At 42.7% G+C, this 17720-nt stretch carries 20 protein-coding genes; 19 read left to right on the forward strand and 1 reads right to left on the reverse strand.

The window, feature by feature from the left end; all coding sequences use genetic code 11:
- Positions 1-82 precede the first annotated feature (82 nt).
- Positions 83-292 carry a hypothetical protein gene (locus BN1360_RS11140; RefSeq protein ID WP_009226492.1) on the forward strand — a complete coding sequence of 70 codons (210 nt, stop codon included), beginning with the start codon at positions 83-85 and terminating at the stop codon, positions 290-292.
- Positions 293-730: 438 nt separating this feature from the next.
- Complete coding sequence (locus BN1360_RS11145) at positions 731-1474, forward strand: stalk domain-containing protein (RefSeq protein ID WP_229520980.1); 744 nt, start codon at positions 731-733, stop codon at positions 1472-1474.
- An 82-nt stretch (positions 1475-1556) separates the two neighbouring features.
- Here BN1360_RS11145 and BN1360_RS11150 read toward each other — a convergent pair whose 3' ends face one another.
- Complete coding sequence (locus BN1360_RS11150) at positions 1557-1775, reverse strand: DUF2188 domain-containing protein (RefSeq protein ID WP_036645538.1); 219 nt, start codon at positions 1773-1775, stop codon at positions 1557-1559.
- 94 nt (positions 1776-1869) lie between these two features.
- Between BN1360_RS11150 and BN1360_RS11155 the strand changes: the two genes are divergently transcribed.
- From BN1360_RS11155 to BN1360_RS11230, 17 genes are all read left to right on the forward strand, one after another.
- A complete protein-coding gene (locus BN1360_RS11155; RefSeq protein WP_157259343.1) occupies positions 1870-2010 on the forward strand; it encodes a hypothetical protein in 141 nt (46 codons plus the stop codon).
- Between the two features lie 227 nt (positions 2011-2237).
- On the forward strand, positions 2238-2447 hold the full coding sequence (locus BN1360_RS25930; protein WP_009225542.1) for a hypothetical protein: 210 nt from the start codon (positions 2238-2240) through the stop codon (positions 2445-2447).
- Between the two features lie 263 nt (positions 2448-2710).
- The gene (locus BN1360_RS11160) at positions 2711-2986 is read left to right on the forward strand and encodes a stage V sporulation protein S (protein ID WP_068779918.1); all 276 of its coding nucleotides are present in this window, start codon (positions 2711-2713) and stop codon (positions 2984-2986) included.
- 41 nt (positions 2987-3027) lie between these two features.
- On the forward strand, positions 3028-3441 hold the full coding sequence (locus BN1360_RS11165; protein ID WP_068779919.1) for a hypothetical protein: 414 nt from the start codon (positions 3028-3030) through the stop codon (positions 3439-3441).
- 22 nt (positions 3442-3463) lie between these two features.
- Complete coding sequence (locus BN1360_RS11170) at positions 3464-4303, forward strand: HNH endonuclease (RefSeq protein WP_148466555.1); 840 nt, start codon at positions 3464-3466, stop codon at positions 4301-4303.
- Entirely contained in the window at positions 4300-4842 is a 543-nt protein-coding gene (locus tag BN1360_RS11175; RefSeq protein WP_068779921.1) for an HD-GYP domain-containing protein, read from the forward strand. Before BN1360_RS11170 ends, BN1360_RS11175 begins: the two co-directional genes overlap by 4 nt.
- The gene (locus BN1360_RS11180; protein ID WP_068779922.1) at positions 4839-5291 is read left to right on the forward strand and encodes a metal-dependent hydrolase; all 453 of its coding nucleotides are present in this window, start codon (positions 4839-4841) and stop codon (positions 5289-5291) included. Before BN1360_RS11175 ends, BN1360_RS11180 begins: the two co-directional genes overlap by 4 nt.
- A gap of 179 nt (positions 5292-5470) precedes the next feature.
- Positions 5471-5863, forward strand: coding sequence for a hypothetical protein (locus tag BN1360_RS11185; protein ID WP_068779923.1), 393 nt, complete (start codon positions 5471-5473; stop codon positions 5861-5863).
- Between the two features lie 338 nt (positions 5864-6201).
- The gene (locus BN1360_RS11190; protein WP_068779924.1) at positions 6202-6987 is read left to right on the forward strand and encodes a hypothetical protein; all 786 of its coding nucleotides are present in this window, start codon (positions 6202-6204) and stop codon (positions 6985-6987) included.
- Between the two features lie 181 nt (positions 6988-7168).
- On the forward strand, positions 7169-9160 hold the full coding sequence (locus BN1360_RS11195; protein WP_229520981.1) for a VirB4 family type IV secretion system protein: 1992 nt from the start codon (positions 7169-7171) through the stop codon (positions 9158-9160).
- Between the two features lie 89 nt (positions 9161-9249).
- Positions 9250-11142: a hypothetical protein gene (locus tag BN1360_RS11200; RefSeq protein ID WP_229520982.1), complete on the forward strand. Its 1893-nt coding sequence runs from the start codon at positions 9250-9252 to the stop codon at positions 11140-11142.
- 17 nt (positions 11143-11159) lie between these two features.
- On the forward strand, positions 11160-12875 hold the full coding sequence (locus tag BN1360_RS11205; protein ID WP_068779927.1) for a M23 family metallopeptidase: 1716 nt from the start codon (positions 11160-11162) through the stop codon (positions 12873-12875).
- Between the two features lie 134 nt (positions 12876-13009).
- Positions 13010-13423, forward strand: coding sequence for a hypothetical protein (locus tag BN1360_RS11210; protein ID WP_068779928.1), 414 nt, complete (start codon positions 13010-13012; stop codon positions 13421-13423).
- Positions 13420-14709 carry a hypothetical protein gene (locus tag BN1360_RS11215; protein WP_068779929.1) on the forward strand — a complete coding sequence of 430 codons (1290 nt, stop codon included), beginning with the start codon at positions 13420-13422 and terminating at the stop codon, positions 14707-14709. The genes BN1360_RS11210 and BN1360_RS11215 overlap by 4 nt, the downstream gene beginning before the upstream one ends.
- Positions 14710-14808: 99 nt before the next feature.
- Positions 14809-15540 carry a hypothetical protein gene (locus tag BN1360_RS11220; protein ID WP_068779930.1) on the forward strand — a complete coding sequence of 244 codons (732 nt, stop codon included), beginning with the start codon at positions 14809-14811 and terminating at the stop codon, positions 15538-15540.
- On the forward strand, positions 15488-16834 hold the full coding sequence (locus BN1360_RS11225; RefSeq protein ID WP_068779931.1) for an ATPase, T2SS/T4P/T4SS family: 1347 nt from the start codon (positions 15488-15490) through the stop codon (positions 16832-16834). Before BN1360_RS11220 ends, BN1360_RS11225 begins: the two co-directional genes overlap by 53 nt.
- 3 nt (positions 16835-16837) lie before the next feature.
- Positions 16838-17704, forward strand: a complete 867-nt coding sequence (locus tag BN1360_RS11230) for a type II secretion system F family protein (protein WP_068779932.1) — start codon at positions 16838-16840, stop codon at positions 17702-17704.
- Positions 17705-17720 lie beyond the last annotated feature (16 nt).

Genomic DNA, 17720 nt, shown 5'->3' on the forward strand with positions numbered 1-17720 from the left:
GGCGGGTGGTCTTCTTTCTTAATCTATATAAATTACAGTGACCATGGATTTCAGGGGCCAAGTTGCTAAAAGGAGACGATGGATGATAATCACAAAAGATGTGCGTATTCAATTTATCTTTGGTGAGCTAGATGAGGATACATACGATGTTGATCTGCAAATATCATGGGAAGCCTCAAACTCAACAGAAACAGAAGTCAAAACGTCGTTGGATGAAGCTGTGCAAAAATGGATCAAAGAGAATGTGAGTTATACATGGGAAGAGATTGAAGTTGAGGAGGATGATCCTTAAAACTCAGGGCATACGCGTGCGCACTTTTAACAGTCTTTGAAGCGCCGGTTGTGGTGGGTGTCACTTTTGGCGAATGGGCTGAGGGCACTAAGGGGGGAGAAACGGGGGGCGCTGAGTAGGCATGATGCTTCAAGCAGATATGGAGAATCCCCTCCCTGGTCCTATCAGCCCCTAATTTCAAGGTCTGTTATTGCATTAATAACACATTCTATCCAGGAGAAGGATCTTGTGAGATTAAGCGCTGCCTAATGGTAGCAACGCATTCGCGCAAATCATCCTAGTATTGGAGGATCTGGCTCAAATTCAGAAGTAAGTGACAAAAAAGCGCTCCTCTCTCGAAATAGGTCGATAATTGATATATTGTATTATTTTGGGAAAAATAATATCATATTATATGAAATACATAATATATACTTTAGAGAAGGATGGTGGATTTCTATGAAGAAATGGTTGTTTTCTGTCGGAATAGTCGGTGTGGTTGTGCTATCTTTTTCAGCCGGGGCTTCGGCGGCGAGTACGCTGGAACGAATTCAGGCCAGTTTGAATCATGGTATTACGTTCCTTCTTGACGGATCTGCATGGACACCCAAAGATGCCAACGGGAATAAGGCCGTACCAATCAGCTATCAAGGGACAACTTATGTACCTTTGCGAGCTGTCGCTGAAGCAACTGGAGCTGAAGTAACATTTGATCCAGTTAAGCAGCAGATAGCCATCACAACTACCAACAATAAGGAAAGTACCCCGTCTGAACCTGGGCAAAGAAGAGCATTCAGTGATCAAACGGTGAAACATATTAAGAATTACGCAAACAGCGGTGTCACACGGAATAAAGAGGAATTGTTGTTCGGAGAAACGCAATATAATGAGGCGTTCGTGGTAACCGACGTGAACGTTGCAAAAACGGATTTTGGATTTACGGTCCCAACTGGAACTAAGCGGATCGGTGTATTGATCGGTTATAAGGATAACGAAGATGATCTTATTCGAAAGGCGAACTACACTATCTTAGATTCGAAAGGCTCATCTGTTGCATCAGGTAAAGTTGAAGATGGTAAGGTCGTTTCCAATGAAATTGTGACCAACGGAGAAACTAAATTTACGGTCGTATTTGAATCTGGAAGTACTTCAAGTGCAGGAGCAGGCTACATTATTTGGGATGAGAGTTGGGTTGAAAATTAATCAATCCAGTAATCCGGGATAAATAACCGGCATATTTGGAGCCACGTCATTAGATGACGTGGCTCATTTTAGTGTGCTCTATTTATCCTTTTGGAGGATAAGGGTCTCTACCATGGCTGTCTTTAGATTGAATCTTACCATCTTTACCATGAATCACTAGTTCTGTGCCTTGGTTTTTCGCGATATGCCGACCAATTTTTACAGCCTCTTGTTTAGTATCGGTTACTTTCGTCGGTTTGTTACTACCTTCTGGTTTTACAGCCCAGCCGTCTTTGTGCGGTACAATGTGCTGATTCGGCATGCTACTACTCACCTCCTCTCATAGGAAGAAAGTTCTATGTAAAAGAAGGGCAATCCTTCCTGTTGTCGAAATATGAGGTTGGGAGACGAAAATAGTGGAAATAAACGAAGAACAAATTTGGATTCTGAGCCAGCTAGTAACCGGAAAAGTTCAGCAATTATCTGATTTTCACGGACTGCTTGATGAAGAAGATCCTGCTAATCATGCAAAGGAACTAGCTTACTACATTCATTAACTCGAAAAGAATGGGTTGTTATGGATCGGTCGGGGAGCGTTCACAACGGGCGGAGACACTCATCCTAAATACGAAAACAACATAAGAATTATTTGGTTTGAGTCGCTTCATCCAACACCTAAAGGTAGGTTAGTTAGAGATGGAACATATTAAAGCACCCTAACAGGTGCTTTTTTCATGCTCAAAAGGATATTTCTCCTAAATGTCGAAATAATTCGACTACGAGGGTGAAAATATTGGATGTTATCCCTAATGACAATACACTTAACTTGCTGGGAATGGAATTAATAAAGCTGCTAGCTATGTACATTTTATTGCCATCCTTAGCGGTTGCTGCAATTCTAAGACTCCTTAAGATCAGAGGGAAGGCATTGGGGTGGCTCAATATGGCTGCGGGACTCGTTGGTTTGTATTTTCTTGGAATGGGTTTAAAGTAGGGTGCGTGGAAATGGAGGAATGGACAATGTCTGATGGCTGAATTAAATGAAACTTTTGTAAAGGTTCCGCACTGGCTTATGAACTACTTGATGACAGCCGATCTTAATATGACTCAGTTCCAGATCCTACATGTGGTGATACGTTAAACGAAAAATTCAATGCAATACAATAGACAGCCTTTGACTGCTTAATCAGTCGAAGGCTTTTTGCATTTTTATAGAGAGTAATGAAACTCTTAATAAGTCAAATGGAGGAATTTAATATGTCTGAAAATGTATTTAAAGTATCTTCAAAATCTTCGGTTAACGCACTAGCTGGTGCTGTGGCTGGAGGCATCCGCGATGGAAAGGTGAAGCTGGAGTTACAAGCCGTTGGTGCAGCAGCTGTCAACCAGGCGCTTAAAGCTGTAGCTGTAGCTAGGGGGTATGTATCATCCCAAGGTATCAATCTGACTTGTATCCCTGCTTTTGTGGATGTGACGATTGAAGGAAAGCAGAGAACTGCCATGAAGCTAATTGTCGAGTCTGAGAGCCATTGATTAATGACAAACTTTCTTGAAAGTGGAAAGGGGTGGGAAGGATGTACTTTGCTAACGAACAACACAAAATTAATTTTCAACGTATTGCAGCGAAATTTCCTGACGTAAAAAAGGCAAGAGATTATTGCGCTGCTTGTTACATCGGAGCATATCCTGAGATTTTTAAATGTTTCACTTTGGAAAAACAAGTACATGGGCCATTTGACTGGTACTTTGATTATTTAGTTGATCCGTGTAATTTTGTCATACGAAGAGATTGCGGGGAAACAACTGGTGATACAGCTCCGCTTACCGGACAAACTAGATGCTTGTTGGAGCTTGGCCTGAATCTTTGGAATGGTCGTGATTTTGATTTATCCGTGGGTCTGTGCTCTTGGGATAGAGAGCTATACCTTGTGGCGCTACAGGCCATAGATTTGCGCCGCTCTTCTCCAATATTGTCATTAACTCAATAATTAGCCTGGAGGAATCGTTCATATGAGCACATTAACAAAGCCTGAACGAATTCGTAGTAGAGAAAACATCCAGAACATACGTGAGGAATCTGGACATACCTGTGAGTACATTGACCCTGTTACTGGAGAACGTTGTAGTCATCCAGCAGAAGGTGAACCTCATCATATTCGTACTCGTGGGGCTGGCGGGGATGATCGGAGGGAGAACCTGATCCACCTGTGCGGTTGGCATCATCGGTTGTTTCATGACGGTAACCTGGATCGAAATGAATTGCTCGCTATCGTTGCCAAGCGTGAAGGGCTAACACCGGAGGAAGTGGCGGATATTTTGAAACTGAGCTATCAGCCTCCTCCAGCCCAGCCAGCCCCTCAGCCCAAGGTTGAGGAACTACTGCAAGCGTACATCCAGATTGATGAACAAGAGCAAGAAACAAGGTTCGTTAAAGGGCAGTTGCTGGATGCAATGTTGGCTGCCGGAGCCAAGCAAAAATTCCTGTCCTCGCAGATTGGAATCAGCCCGGCGCAAATTCGGGAGCTGGTGCATGTCTATCGGACGTTCCCTACACCTGAATCGCGACATCCAGACTTGAGCTGGTATCACCATCGCGTAGCTAGCCATTCAAATGAACCGGCTGCTATGTTGATAAAAGCTGGCGATGAATCTATGAGCACTAGAGAATTGCGCAAGGCCATTCTGAAACAAGAGGGGGCGGATCAACTTGTTAAGCAAGATGAAGATCAGGAGCAAAAGAAGGCTCAGCGGTTATTGGCATCTGTGCAAAAGATGTTGGATACCGGAAGCGAGGCCGCCCAGTGGTTTGAAACTAAATTAAAGCAGATGCTTAAGGAGGAGCAAAATTGATTTTAGAAAATGTGCTAAATATGCTTGATCGTAATCATGCTAGGCGAGTCAGTAAACTTTCAATGTCATTAGCGCATCAGTTGGGACTAAGTGAGCATGAGATTCATCTGATGGGTCAGGGAGCCTTGTATCATGACATTGGTAAAATAGCTATTCCAACGTACTTACTGCAATCGAAAGAAAAGTTTAATGAAGAGGAATATAGGTTGATGCAACGGCATGTAGAGTACGGATTATCCATTCTATCTGTACATACAGGCGAAGAGATTGAAGCGGCGAGGGAGATTGTTGCTTCACATCATGAGCGTTGGGACGGACAAGGATATCCGCATGGTCTTATGGGTGAAGAAATTTCGCTGTATGGTCGCATTGTTGCTGTATGTGATGTGTTTGACGCTCTATGCTCTGATAGACCGTACAAGGCAGCGTGGCCTATAGGAAAAGTGTTGGACTATATTAAAGACCAAAGTGGAGAGTCGTTTGATCCAAGAGTGGTTGAAGCATTCTTGCAGATGATGGCAGAGGGGGTAGCGGTATGAATGGGGCTTCTCATCTAGTTGGCGGAGTGACCGCCGCAATGGTGATCGGCATCCACTCTCCAGCCCAGCTTGCCGTTGTAGCAGTATCATCCTTATTGCCGGATATAGATCGTCAGAACAGCTTACTAGGGCGTTTTATTCCTGTTTTGCCGAGTGTCTTAGAGGCTACTTTTGGAAAGAGAACATTGACACACAGCATCATTTTTGGACTTTGCGTATGGTTATTGCTTAGCATTCATACAAGCTGGCAATGGCCTTTTTTAATTGGTTATGTATCCCATCTGTTGTTGGATGTAATAACAGGCAATGTTGCCTTGCTATGGCCGCATCGTTGGAAATGTGGTGTTCCGTTATTTGGAATCCCACCTGTTTTTGTTGAGACCATTGCAATTGCCGCTTGGGGAGCATGGATGGTACTAGGTGGTTATAGTCATTTTTATATCGCTTAATGGAATCAAAAGCTTCTACACACTGTTGTGGGAGCTTTTTTGCTTTTATCGAGAACATATGAAGGGAGGGGATTGCATGTTTAAAGGTTGGATTAGCAAAAAGTATGGTATTGCGTGGTCGGTAAGTAAGTTTCGGAAAGACAAACGAGTAGGAGTATGCAAATAGGGAGGCTATCCACTTGAAAAGGCTTAAGCAGATTTTAGTAGTTATGATGGCAGGTTTATTGTTTATGTTCAGTGCTGTCCCTCTTCAGAATTCTGTACATGCACAGAGCATCAAGGAGAGAATTCAAGGCAGCCAAGGTAGCGAAGTATCTAATTTGGAGAAAAAGGTAGATGAATCAACCACTGCTGGTGTTGATATGGCGCGGCGCATTTTTGTGACACTCACAATTATCTTTGGGCTGTGGCTTGCTATCAGCTATTTTCGGGCAGGTTTTTCCCCGGACACTTTAAGAGAGACGAAAGGAAAAATTGTGTTTTTCCTTGCTTTCTTAATTTTATCATTTTGGACGGAAGATATCTTGGGCGCGGTCTTCAAATTATTTGGTATAGACCTGTCCAAACTGTGAGGAATTGGCTATGTGGGGACAATATCATCCGATACCGTACAAAAGTGCGATCAAAGAAAAGTTCATTACAATCTTTGGCATTGGCCTAAGTCTCAGTCAGGCGGCATGGTGGACAGTTGGGGGGTATCTGTCTGTTCAGATGTCCAAGGTGGTTCCGCGCATTGGGACAGACTGGTTCTATTCAAGGCTCCACTATTCTATACCGTTCTTATTCTGCATGTATCTTTGCTATTTCAAACATACCGGGACTAACCTCCCGGTATGGAAATATTATTATCTGATGCTTCGGCTGAGATTGCGGAGAAGAAGATATCTGTATAAGAAAGGAGGAGCGTGATATGGTCCTGATGCTCATTTTAGTTTTAGCGGCAGCAGTGTTCTATTTTATGAACTATCAAAAAAAAGAGAAACCACTTACCGTTCAGGAACTGATCGGAGCGAAAAATTCCAAAATCACATGGGATGGACTTGCTCAAAATGGCAATCAATATCGTTTAGTAGTTGAAGTCGAACCTATTATCCTGGATAATGCCTCAATTGAGGAAAACAAAGCAGTTTGGCTTAACTTTCTTGGCCTCATTAACACGATCTCATTACCGGTTACATTCATCACGCAATCCCAACTGTTTGAGATGAAGGATTATACGGATGCCTACGGACAATCGGTTCAAGAGCTTCCTGATGATTATCCTGACCTGAAGAAATCGGGGGATTTGGTAAGACAATATTTGATAGAGAGTTTGGATCAAGGCACGATCAGAAATTATCACGGATATATTATTTTTGAATACGACCCTTTGAAGGCAGAGACAGGTGTGGCAGGGGCAGGGAGAATGAATGCGATTTTGGACAAAGCCGCTCCTAAGAAAAATAACTTATCGGAAGAAGAGCAATCTGATCTGGCATTGCAAGTATTAGAAGAGGTGGAGAACATCTTATATGGCTTCTGTGAACAAGTAGGAATGCGATATCAGCGTCTGGATAAGGCGGGAATATGGAACTATACCTACCAAACCTTACAACGTGAGCTGGCTCCACAAGCGCGGATGATTGATGCAATACGATCAGATTCATTCAAAAGATCAAAGCACTCTTTAACACAGGAAGAGTTGCAAAATGCGTAAAGGAACCTGGTCAGATGCCGTTAAAAAGGTCAGGCAAAATGAAATTGATCAAGTTCCAAGTAGGCCCGGAGTTTGTCCTTGTGGGAGTGTAAGATTTTCACTGAGCTATTTAAGCGGTCAGCTTGTCCGTACATGTAAAGTTTGTGGAGATAAATTAGCGGTATAAGAAGGTGGAATGGAAGTGTTCAATTTTATAAAAAGGAATAAAAAAGGTGAGGGGCTGGGAAATGAAACCCAGTCTCATCTTGATACCGGGAAAGCTAGTGGAGCTGACTTCGCTGCCCCTTCATTTATTAGAGAAACAATTCCGAAAGATAAAAGTGCTAACCAAATTAAGCTTGATGACTATGCGGTAGAAGTCGGTGGAACAATTACACCAACTCGATATTTTCGTAGTTTTTATGCTGAGATTTCTTCGGGCAATACCTGGGCAGGGATGCTGGATTCCTTAATTCGAGCAGATCATGGTAAAGGAGATGTAGACTTAGCGATCCATGTCCAGCCGTCATCAAATGATCGAGAACTAGATGAGATCGGCAGACGGATAGCAGGATTGTTATCAGATTTGGCTGATGAAAAGGACGTTCGTAAGATTGATGCCATGAGAGATGAAATTGCAGACTTGAAAGAGCGACAAAAACGCATTCGATTGAATGTTGAACGAAGTTTTCGAGTGTCTATTCAGGTAATCGTCAGCTCCCCTGAATGGAAAGAACTCATGAAACTGTGTCGCTCACTTGTTCAGCGCTTTGCTGGGAAGTCGATCTATCTCCGTTCAGCCGATGGTCAACAGCTTGCGGCGCTGCAATCCGTATTACCTACTGCCGAAGCTACGGCAGTTCAAAAAGAGCACATTCTCTCATTGGAAAGCTCTAACGTGGCCGATCTTTTTCCATGGGGTGGAGGTAGCTTAAATCATCGTAGTGGTGTTGTAATAGGTAAAGATAGGATGGGCCGCCCGGTGTGGCTGGACAACTGGCATCCAGAACTAGCGAATTATAATATGTGCATCATTGGACGTTCAGGTGCCGGAAAAACGTTTGTGACCATGTTAGTTACACATCGTTCCTCACATCTAAGAAGGCAAATTGGAATTATTGATTGGAAGGGAGAGTACGGCGACTTTCTTCGTGCTTTGGGCTGCCCATTTATTGAACTCCACGAGCATTCTAAGCATCGTATCAATCCATATGATGTTGACATTACAGAACTTGCAGACGGGACAAGATTTGTTGATATCGAAGAAGCGGCGAATTCTGTACAGGCATTAGTCTTTAAAATGATTTCTGTTTATGACCGTAGTGTATTAACTGGCGAAGTGAAAGTATTTATTGGTCGAGCTATAAGACAGCAGTATGCGGAGTACGAGATAACTACAGACCCTGAGAGCTTATATACGACAGATCAAACGATGCAAGGTCAAGGCATTTTCAGGACTGGTAAGGTAAGAAAAGCAATGCCTGAATTGATTGGGTTATGGGAGAAAATGAATGCCCATAAAAGTGAAGCGATCCGAAAAGCAAGTGAGTTGCTGCAGCCATTTACCCGAAAAGGTGAAATGAGTTCATATTCGATATTTGATGGTCCTTCTACAGTAGAACTGAAGAATGCGCCAATCTTTGGTTTTGCTATCAATCGGCTTGATCCGGAGATCATGCGTCCAATTGGTTTGTTTGTTACAGAGCGTTGGATGATGGAACGCTGGGCGAAGAAACATCCAGAGGTTAAGAAACTCCTTATTATTGAGGAATGCCAGAATATATTTCTTGACGAAGATTTTGGAGCTGTTTGGGCAGAGAGTGCATTTCGGGAGGGGCGTGCAACTAATACAGGGATCGTCCCTGTTACTCAGGGCTTGGAGGTATTTACTCGTTCTCAAGCTGGGATGGCTGCAATTAAAAACAGCCCAATCAAAATTATTGGTATTCAGGAAGCTTTAGATATTGATGCTGTTCGCGGGAAATTAGCATTAACCGAAGGTGAAGCAGACTTTCTCGTTTATCAAGCTCGTAAGGGAGATATGCTCGTCAAAGTGGACAATCAATCGGCTATAGTACATGTAGATGCAGCTCCATTCGAGCATATGTTGTTTACCACAGACCCCAATGATCCGTTATACGCCGAGCGGAAACGGTATATCAAGGAAAGAGCAAGGGCTGAAGGAACAGCATAGGAAGGGAGAGAGCTACTTTGCGCCGTATTACAATAGTTACTTGTATGCTACTAATGCTGGTTCACAGCTTTGCTCTCGCAACGCCAGCTATGGCAGCTAGTGAAAAAGGCATCATAGGTAAACAGGTCGAGCAATATTATGAGGATGAGGATAATAAGCCTGGCTTGATGGAACGAACCCTTTCAGATGTTTTAATTGGAGCAGCTAATTTTTTGATCAAGTCTTTTGGTATGAAAGATGTAACCTTGTTGGTTTTCGGTAAAAATCCTGAATCAACAAGTGATGGGTTCTTGCAAGGGGGTACGGAAGACCTTCGATCAAGTTTATACCTTGGAGTATTTTCCGAGGGAATGATGAATGCGATAGACGCGATCTATACTGCTTTGGAACGTTTTATACCGTATCCTATTTTTATTGCTCTTATACTGATAGCGTTCTTACTTCTCTGGCACGGATATACCGGGGAAGGGCGAACGAAAGCAAAGGATTATGCAACAGCCTTTGTTGTTGGGCTGATATCCTTAAGATTTGGTGTATATCTATGGAATTTCATAGCCACCATTGTAAGTTGGTTTACGGATTTAATCTGGGCGGTTATGGTTGATTATGGACTTCAGCCAGGATTGTTCCTCAATACGATTTGGGGGACAGGTGAAGCCGGATATGATAATATGGTTAGTTATCGGGGATTTATCGTTTCAATTTTAGTTCTGCTAGCCGCACTTATGACTGCAAAACTAAACTACGACTATACCATACGATCCATCAACCTGATGCTACTCATAATCACATTCGTTCCGTGTTGCATAATGACGCTGTTTCCTCGCTATCGCAACGCTTTGCAAACGTGGTGGGATCAGTTTGTTGCCAATATGATATTGCCCTTAGCCCATGCTCTAGCATTAGGGCTATTTTTTTTATTGCTTCATTTTAGTAGTGAAGGTATTTCTAATTGGGTGATTGTAGCGTATCTGTTTGGTTTTTCTTCCATACAAAATCTTGTTCAACGTCTATTAGGGGTTGAGCAGCCAGACTCTAGAGCGGGGAGAGCTTTAGGTTTCGGCACGATCCTTGCGATGAGTAAAATGTTTTCAGGAAAGAAATCAAACAGTGTTAATAATGGAAAGACGAGCGCGTCCAAAGACCAGTTGGTAGGAGAGAATAGCTCATCTGACGCGATCGGCGGTATGCCTGGTGATGCTACGTCTGCGGGGACAAGAGGAACCGTTTCTGGTACTTCGTCTTCTAGTGCAATGTCTGGTAAGCCGAATTTCAGAAATAAGGCGACAAATATAAGTAAAAAGGTCGCAGGTTTCGCATTAAATCAAGGAGCTAAAGGTGCTGGCGCTGTTTTAGGGGCCTCTATCGGATTTATGGCTGGGGATCCCCTAAAAGGAGCTGTAATTGGCGGAGCGGCTGGAGGCCTTATCGGAAAAGGAACCCAAAAAATTGGCCAAGGCAGTATGTGGTTGGGGAAGAAAGCTTACTCTGGAGTACAGAAATTAAATGGGTTGAGTGCAACTCCACCAGCCTCTGATGAAGAGGATGGCAGCGTGATGTCATCAGTACCATTTTATGAAGAAAAGCCGGTGCAATCCTCCACAACCGGTACAACAGAACAGCCATTCAGATCAAAAGCAAGAAGTGGATCAGGGGTTCTAAACGAAGGCGTAGTTATAAATGGCGGAAGGTTTGATGGGGATGTAATGTCAATTAATACTGACAAGGAAAAAAAGACACAAGGTAAGTCTGATATTGTCAATGGAACTCATATAAATCGAGGTGTCAAAATCAACGGTGGGAACTTTAAAGGTAACATTATTTCAGATGGTGGAGAAGTCACAATTACAGGAGGGGTAATGGATGCCAATAAAATCAAGAATGCGAATGGCGAAACTATATATTCGCCGAGAGAGAGCAACAGTCCGTCCTCTTCGTCATCTCCTACTTCTGGAGGGAAACATTATAACTACCACGTTTAAAGGCTCAAGGTGAAATTATGGATATAGAAAAGTTATTGAAGCAAAGCGGCAAGTTTCTTCTTGATAAAATGGCTATGGCTGCATTAAAGGCGGTACTCCCATATGTACTTGCTATAGGAGGCATTGCACTGCTTTTATTCTTGCTCTACTTCATGATTTTTGAGCTTCCTAAGCAATCGGTACTGGGCACATTTGATACCGTTAAGGAACGTACAACGGGTTTCTTCTATGGGACAAAAGAAGAAACCGATGAGCGGTTGTTTGATGAGTATCAGAGTATTGCTGACCGCTGGCATGAAGAATTAACAGCAGAGCAAGAATCGCAGGTTCAAACATATGCTCTAAATTGGCAATGGTTGGCTCAGGTGGATCGTTCACTCAACGATCCATCTTTTTTTAACACGTTTTTAAATGAAAATGTTAAGGAAGTGGAGCTAAGACCAGAAGAGACTTTTGAAGAAGTACGTCCCAAGTTCACTTGGAAAAATTCTGAGATTATCACGGTGAAAGAGGTTTGTCTTCGAAATGGAGGTGAGGAAGGTGAAGCTACGTACAAAAAGTCAACAGTGACTGAACGTCAGCCTGTTCTTCTTTTGAAAAAGGCAGAGACAATACAAAATGATTATCTTTATACCTACGCTTCAGAGACTACGACTGAAACTTCCCCCTCTGCATGTGGTGAGTTGACTACAACCGTGACCCAAGATATATTACAACGGATTGAGCCAATGTACAGCGAAGATTGGGTGCCATTAAGAGAAATCCTTATTGCTCATGGTGCAAAGAGAGTAGAAGATCAGGACTTTCTTTTAGAATACTGGCTTTCATATCTTTCTGATGGTGACGGCGAAGGAGATCCTCTAATTGGCTGGTCTCCAGTTATTGGGGAAATAGTTTGGCCAACAGAGGGGAGTAAGATCACATCAACTTTTGGAAGCCGAGTCCATCCAATCACAGGACTAATAAAACTGCACGCAGGCGTTGATATTGGAGTACCGATTGGTACACCTGTTTATGCTGCGAAATCCGGTAAAGTGATCTTTGCTGATTTTTTGGGTACCGCAGGCAATGCGATCATGATTCAACATGATGGTGGTATGGAGACGAGGTATTATCATCTGAATAAGGTTAAGGTGGAATCTGGGCAAACGGTAAAGGCAGGGGAGGAGATTGCAGAGTCGGGGAATACTGGCGGTTCAACGGGACCGCATTTGCACTTTGAAGTACGTGTCAATGGAGAACCTGTAAATCCGCTGGTTTATTTCGGTTATGAGGAATCATCCGATATATTGGTTTACCGCCCTTTGGATATACCTGTATTACTTGAATGGTTAGGCAAACGAAATTCAATGTTGGCTACAAAAGAGATATTAACCATGATTGACGATGCGGCAAAAGCTCAAGGAATTGATCCTTATTTGCTAATTGCTATCACTGGAGCAGAACAATCTTTTGTTCCAAAAAGCAATAAGTATGCGGATAAGATTGTGAAGAATCCCTGGAATGTCTTTGGAAGCTGGAAAGAAGGGAAGGGAGCTGAATTAACCACTAAGGACGCCGCTATAATTGCGGCCAAGACGATAGTAAAGCTTTCGAGGGGGAAACCATCTACAGTTAGTCCTATCGCATGGTTGAGCGATCCTGAAAATCCAAACGGGGTATATGCTACCGGTTCAAATTGGGTTAGGAACGTAACCAGTATTTATGTACAATTATCCAAATTAGTGGATTGACGGTTATCCAAAGTCGAGATAAAATAATATTGTCCTTAGCGAAGCTATATTCTTTTAATTGTAAAAATATTCCAAAACAACAACCTCTATATTCAGGGGTTGTTTTTGTTTTGCTATAAAATGGAGGAGTACAGATGATTTTCAAAGTACGGGCGTTGTTAATGGCGATTATTTTATTGGTCAGCCATGTCCCTTTAAATACGGCTTTTGCTTCAAATAATGCATCGATTGAAGCATCTATAACTCAGGAGATCAAAGACAATTCAAAGACATTTGATCCTGAAAAAGTGGGGAATCGCTTAAACGAAAAGGGGGAAGAACTTTTTTCTGCCGTTCAATCAGGAAGTAACTTTTATATTTATCTTGCACTTGGTATTTTTCTTATCTTGCTTATCGGCGGTCTATTCTATAAAAAGCTACTTTCAGTTGCATTTTTGCTCTTGTTATTATCCATTGTTGGATATCTAATCATCAATTTCTGGCCGCAGATATTTGACGGAGTGATGTCTATTTTGAATTGGTTGTTTGATGGGAGGAGCGAACAGTGAAACTACACCTGGTGTTTGATTTGTCCATTCTAACGCCACTTGCTGAAGCTTTAGAAACACAAGGTTATTCTATTGCTGGTACGGATGTAACGCTTGAGCAGTTTGCAGTTGCTGCATCAGCAGGGCAGGTAGATGCGGAAATTGCAATTGTTGATGGAGGGCTAGGAGTAGTACATAGGCAGGATTGTGTGAACTTCTTGAAGGAAGTGCGCATGCGCGTACCAGATACAAGACTGATTGTTATCTTGCCAGAAGTAGATAGCGAGTGGCAAAGAAGTTTGGGGATGTACGGTATATATGATGTTTATGCCGCCGAACAATTCGGAATAGAGGATGTACAAAGATGGATTCAAACGAAAAAAACATTGGCTGATATTCCTGGCTTTAATCCTGAATTACCGGCGTCTCAAAAGAAAGTTGAGAGGAAAGTTGGATTTTCTTTAGAGAAGAATAAGGGGAAGGTTCAGACGCTGTTGTCCGACTGGACAAGGGGATTTAAACGGGCTGAAAAAATTACTGTACCGGTAAATGATGAAAGTAAAGAGAGAGAAGCCCGTGAGTTAACAGATCATGTAGAGAGTCCTGTTACTTTAAAAGAAAAACAGGAATATGTAGACATGGATAAGCAGAACAAAACCGATTCTCAACCGGAGAAACTGCCGATCTATCATGTATCCCAGCCCTACATCGTTGCAGTTGGGGGACTGGCACGTAGGAGTGGTAATACACACACAGCCCTCCAGATTGCCTATGAGACAGCGAGTAAGGGATTGAAAACGGCTTTTGTTGAATATAGAAATAAGCCCAGACCATCAGACATCGTGAGTTTTGCTACAGATTTTGACGGTTTAAAGTTCAAGCGCCACGGTATTGATTTCTTCCCTAATCGTTCGCCATTTGATGTAGCTGAAGTTTATACGCTCGGGTATGACTCAGTTATTCTTGACCTTGGCGTATTGGTGGATGAGAACGAAGGAAGATTAGAAATGAATTCGGCTGCGCAAGAATTTTTGCGTTGCCCATTTCAACTCATTACGCTCTCAGCTGCACCATGGGATTTACACTATATTGTCCAACACTTGAGCCAACTTTCTGTCCTGTTGAGGAAATCCTCTTTCATTATTAATTATGCCGATGAAGATATGATCAAGGAATTTAGAGAGATGTTCCCATCTATAACCTCTATTATGAATCTTCTAGAGGCTAATCCATTTACGGATGCAGGGGAACTTGCTTATTGGCTGGAGCAGCCCAAGGCAAAAAGAAAACGATGGTTTGTACAATAAAGGAAGCCTCTACTCTATTTTTGAGTGGAGGCTTTTTTTATTTAAGAATGAGGGGAACATCTATTCCCCGATGAATTTTATTTGGAAAGGAGACACGGAATGCTTAGATGGAAGAAAGAAAAAGAACCACCGCGCTCACCGACAGGCGTTATGGTTGCGCTGTGGAACCCAGCGGGTACAGACTCTTCACTTCTCTTAGAGAAGCTGTTGAGTCAGGTGAAAAAACGGGAAGAAACGGCCGTGGTTGTTGAGTTTCCATGTTTGGGTTTGCCACGCGTTGCTTACCGCATGGGGGTGACGGAGCTCGAGCATGCACAGTCGGTAGATCAGTTGCTGATTGACTATGATAGGGGGATGTTACAGGGGATTCACCAGTATTTGCAGCATTTTGATGGGTTTGATGGATTACTGATTCAGCCCAAAAGCAAGCCTGATAGTCCTACATTGATTAAACTTCAACAAGACAAAACATTAAGTGAATTACCAGCGTATTTGAAAGTCCATTTGTCTGGATATCACTACATCTTTACGGTCCTACAGGGGCAACTGATTCATCCAATGACCTTCTTCTCGCTAAGAGAAGCAGATCAAGTCGTGCTAAATATGAATGAGCCGGTTGAAATTATTCGTACTTATGCAGCCTACAAAACGCTAAGACAGGACTACGATATAGGGAATGTATGTCTGTTTAGTAGTGAATTTAAAAACGGTGATTTTAAGGAAGAACCTCTTCTGAGCCGTCCAGAACAATTATTTGCATTATGGGAGGGAGAAAAGGATGGCTATCGGATTGATCAATCCGGCAGAGTACGTACAGTACCGTCGGCCTGAAATTAAGGCGACCAATACCCGCAGTAAGACGGATGACGAAAACCTAAAGACTTTGCTGGAGCGGACGCAGCAATACCTTATCACAAACTACAATGATGAGTTTGTACGGGCGATTATCGATGAACAGGCGAGAAACCGGGTGAAATACCATATTTCGGACTTTATCCGGGATCAACGGGATTTAAAGTTCAGTATGGATATTGGTGAGGTTATTGAGTATGTCCGTACCGAGATTACGGAGATGGGTGTATTGCAGCCGGCACTAGATGATCCGGCAATTAGCAGTATTGAGATTAACGGTCCCGCAGAAGTGATCGTAGAGCGAAATGGGTTTCCTGTGCATATGACCGAAATCCGTTTTCGTGATAACGATCATATTTATCAGACCATTGATAAAATGCTAATGCCAATTGGTAAGACGCTTACTGCAAATGAGCCTGTTATTGACGCGAATTATCGCGGATTCCGTATCAATGTAATTATGGATGTGACTAGGGGAGGGGTCAGTACCCGCAGCCCAATTATCTCTATTCGAAAATTTCCGCCAGATGTATTTTCGGATGATGAATGTATTTCTTATGGCAACCTGTCAAGGGAAATATCCGAATTCCTCAAGGATGTTCTCCCCTATGGGGTAAACTGCATCATCGCGGGTGGAACCAATAGCGGGAAGACAACTCAACTCATACGCTTCCCTCAGTACTACGATCCTTTGACCCGATTTTTCTGTATTGAGGATTCCGAGGAAATGTTACTCAAAGCTAAGCTTAGCTATCAGGATTATCCCAATATTGCTTCCGTAATTGTAAAGGAACATGAGGATGAGCGAAAAGCTTATCCAATTCCGAAACTTGTAAAAACGAGCCTTCGGCAAAATCCTGATGTCATTTTGATCGGTGAGGTACGGGATGAATTTGCTGCCAGCCAAGCCCTTGTGGCTGCGAACACAGGACATATTGTCCACCTAACGATACATGCTAATGGAACAGAAGAGGCTGCTGTGCGGTTTTTACAACTTTCAGGAAATAATCCTATGACTGCATCACAGATCGTCATGTCCTTTGACCTGATTTTGTTTCAGAAATATGAAGCGAGTACTGGGAAAAGGGTGGTCTTTGAAATTGGTGAATTGATTGGTTTTGAAGGTGATAAGCCGATTATTCAACCAATATTTCAATATGATCCAGTTCGTCGTCGATTTAATCAGACGGGAAAGCTGACAAAGCTAAAACGAAAACTGATTGCCGAAGGCGCTCCTGAAGAAACAATATCTCGTTGGTGTGAGGAGGAGTGAGTAATGTCATTATGGGTCAGTTTCATTTACTTTTTTGCTTTGTCTCTTGTAACATTGCTACTGGTCATTCCTAATGCCAATGCAGGTAAGGGATTCACACTCTCCAAGTTTCTTGGTTATGAGCAGGTGCGTAAGGAAGCGGAGACGGTTGGGTGGTCACTCACCTTTCGGGAGTTCGCTTTCCTGGTTGTGTTTTCCGTTGGTTTGATCGGCTTGATTGCCTTGTTCACAGGAAACTACTTTTTTATTGCCTTGGGAGCCGTATTGTCTTTTACATTGCCAAGAACGATTGTCCTGAAAGTGAAACGAAAAATCAGACAAAACGTCCTGTTCGATCTTCCTTCAAACTTGCGTCTTTTTATCAGCAAGCTAACTGATTTTCCGAACGTCCAGAAAGCATTAGAAAATGCAGTGCTTGATATGGACGGTGTGACTAAGCCGATCTTCGAAAAAGCATCAAATCAATTACGCGTGGGGCTTCCGATTGATCGAGTTTTTGAAGAGATGTTAAGTGAACTGAAGATCAGAAAGATGGAAGACTTCTTGGATAAGCTCAGAATGGCTCAGATGGAAGGATTTCATCCTCAGTCATTGGATAGTTTGAAGGAAACCGTGGATGAGATTGGAGAGGATATCACTCAGATTCAGGAACTGGACATTGAAGCTAAAAGCAAACGAAAACAGCTCTTTACTGTCATCGGTATGGCGTGGATGATGCCAGTCATGATGTCCTTTATGAACAATGGCAATGCAAATGTCTTTTTAAATACTTTGCATGGTCAGATTTATATAGTTTCCTTTGCAGCCGCAACGCTGTTTTCTATAGGAAAAGGCGACGATTACCTGTCGCTTAATCTCGACAAAGTTTAAAAAGGGGGGATGTCCA

Source organism: Paenibacillus sp. GM2 (assembly GCF_900069005.2).
In the GTDB taxonomy this organism is placed as follows: domain Bacteria; phylum Bacillota; class Bacilli; order Paenibacillales; family Paenibacillaceae; genus Fontibacillus.

Bases quoted from the DNA above. Each gene is read 5' to 3' on its own strand.
- BN1360_RS11170 (WP_148466555.1), top strand. From the start codon at position 3,464: ATGAGCACATTAACAAAGCCTGAACGAATTCGTAGTAGAGAAAACATC.
- BN1360_RS11190 (WP_068779924.1), top strand. From the start codon at position 6,202: ATGGTCCTGATGCTCATTTTAGTTTTAGCGGCAGCAGTGTTCTATTTT.
- BN1360_RS11220 (WP_068779930.1), top strand. From the start codon at position 14,809: ATGCTTAGATGGAAGAAAGAAAAAGAACCACCGCGCTCACCGACAGGC.
- BN1360_RS11180 (WP_068779922.1), top strand. From the start codon at position 4,839: ATGAATGGGGCTTCTCATCTAGTTGGCGGAGTGACCGCCGCAATGGTG.
- BN1360_RS11210 (WP_068779928.1), top strand. From the start codon at position 13,010: ATGATTTTCAAAGTACGGGCGTTGTTAATGGCGATTATTTTATTGGTC.
- BN1360_RS11145 (WP_229520980.1), top strand. From the start codon at position 731: ATGAAGAAATGGTTGTTTTCTGTCGGAATAGTCGGTGTGGTTGTGCTA.
- BN1360_RS11200 (WP_229520982.1), top strand. From the start codon at position 9,250: ATGGCAGCTAGTGAAAAAGGCATCATAGGTAAACAGGTCGAGCAATAT.
- BN1360_RS11225 (WP_068779931.1), top strand. From the start codon at position 15,488: ATGGCTATCGGATTGATCAATCCGGCAGAGTACGTACAGTACCGTCGG.
- BN1360_RS11160 (WP_068779918.1), top strand. From the start codon at position 2,711: ATGTCTGAAAATGTATTTAAAGTATCTTCAAAATCTTCGGTTAACGCA.
- BN1360_RS11140 (WP_009226492.1), top strand. From the start codon at position 83: ATGATAATCACAAAAGATGTGCGTATTCAATTTATCTTTGGTGAGCTA.
- BN1360_RS11165 (WP_068779919.1), top strand. From the start codon at position 3,028: ATGTACTTTGCTAACGAACAACACAAAATTAATTTTCAACGTATTGCA.
- BN1360_RS11230 (WP_068779932.1), top strand. From the start codon at position 16,838: ATGTCATTATGGGTCAGTTTCATTTACTTTTTTGCTTTGTCTCTTGTA.
- BN1360_RS11205 (WP_068779927.1), top strand. From the start codon at position 11,160: ATGGATATAGAAAAGTTATTGAAGCAAAGCGGCAAGTTTCTTCTTGAT.
- BN1360_RS11150 (WP_036645538.1), bottom strand. From the start codon at position 1,775: ATGCCGAATCAGCACATTGTACCGCACAAAGACGGCTGGGCTGTAAAA.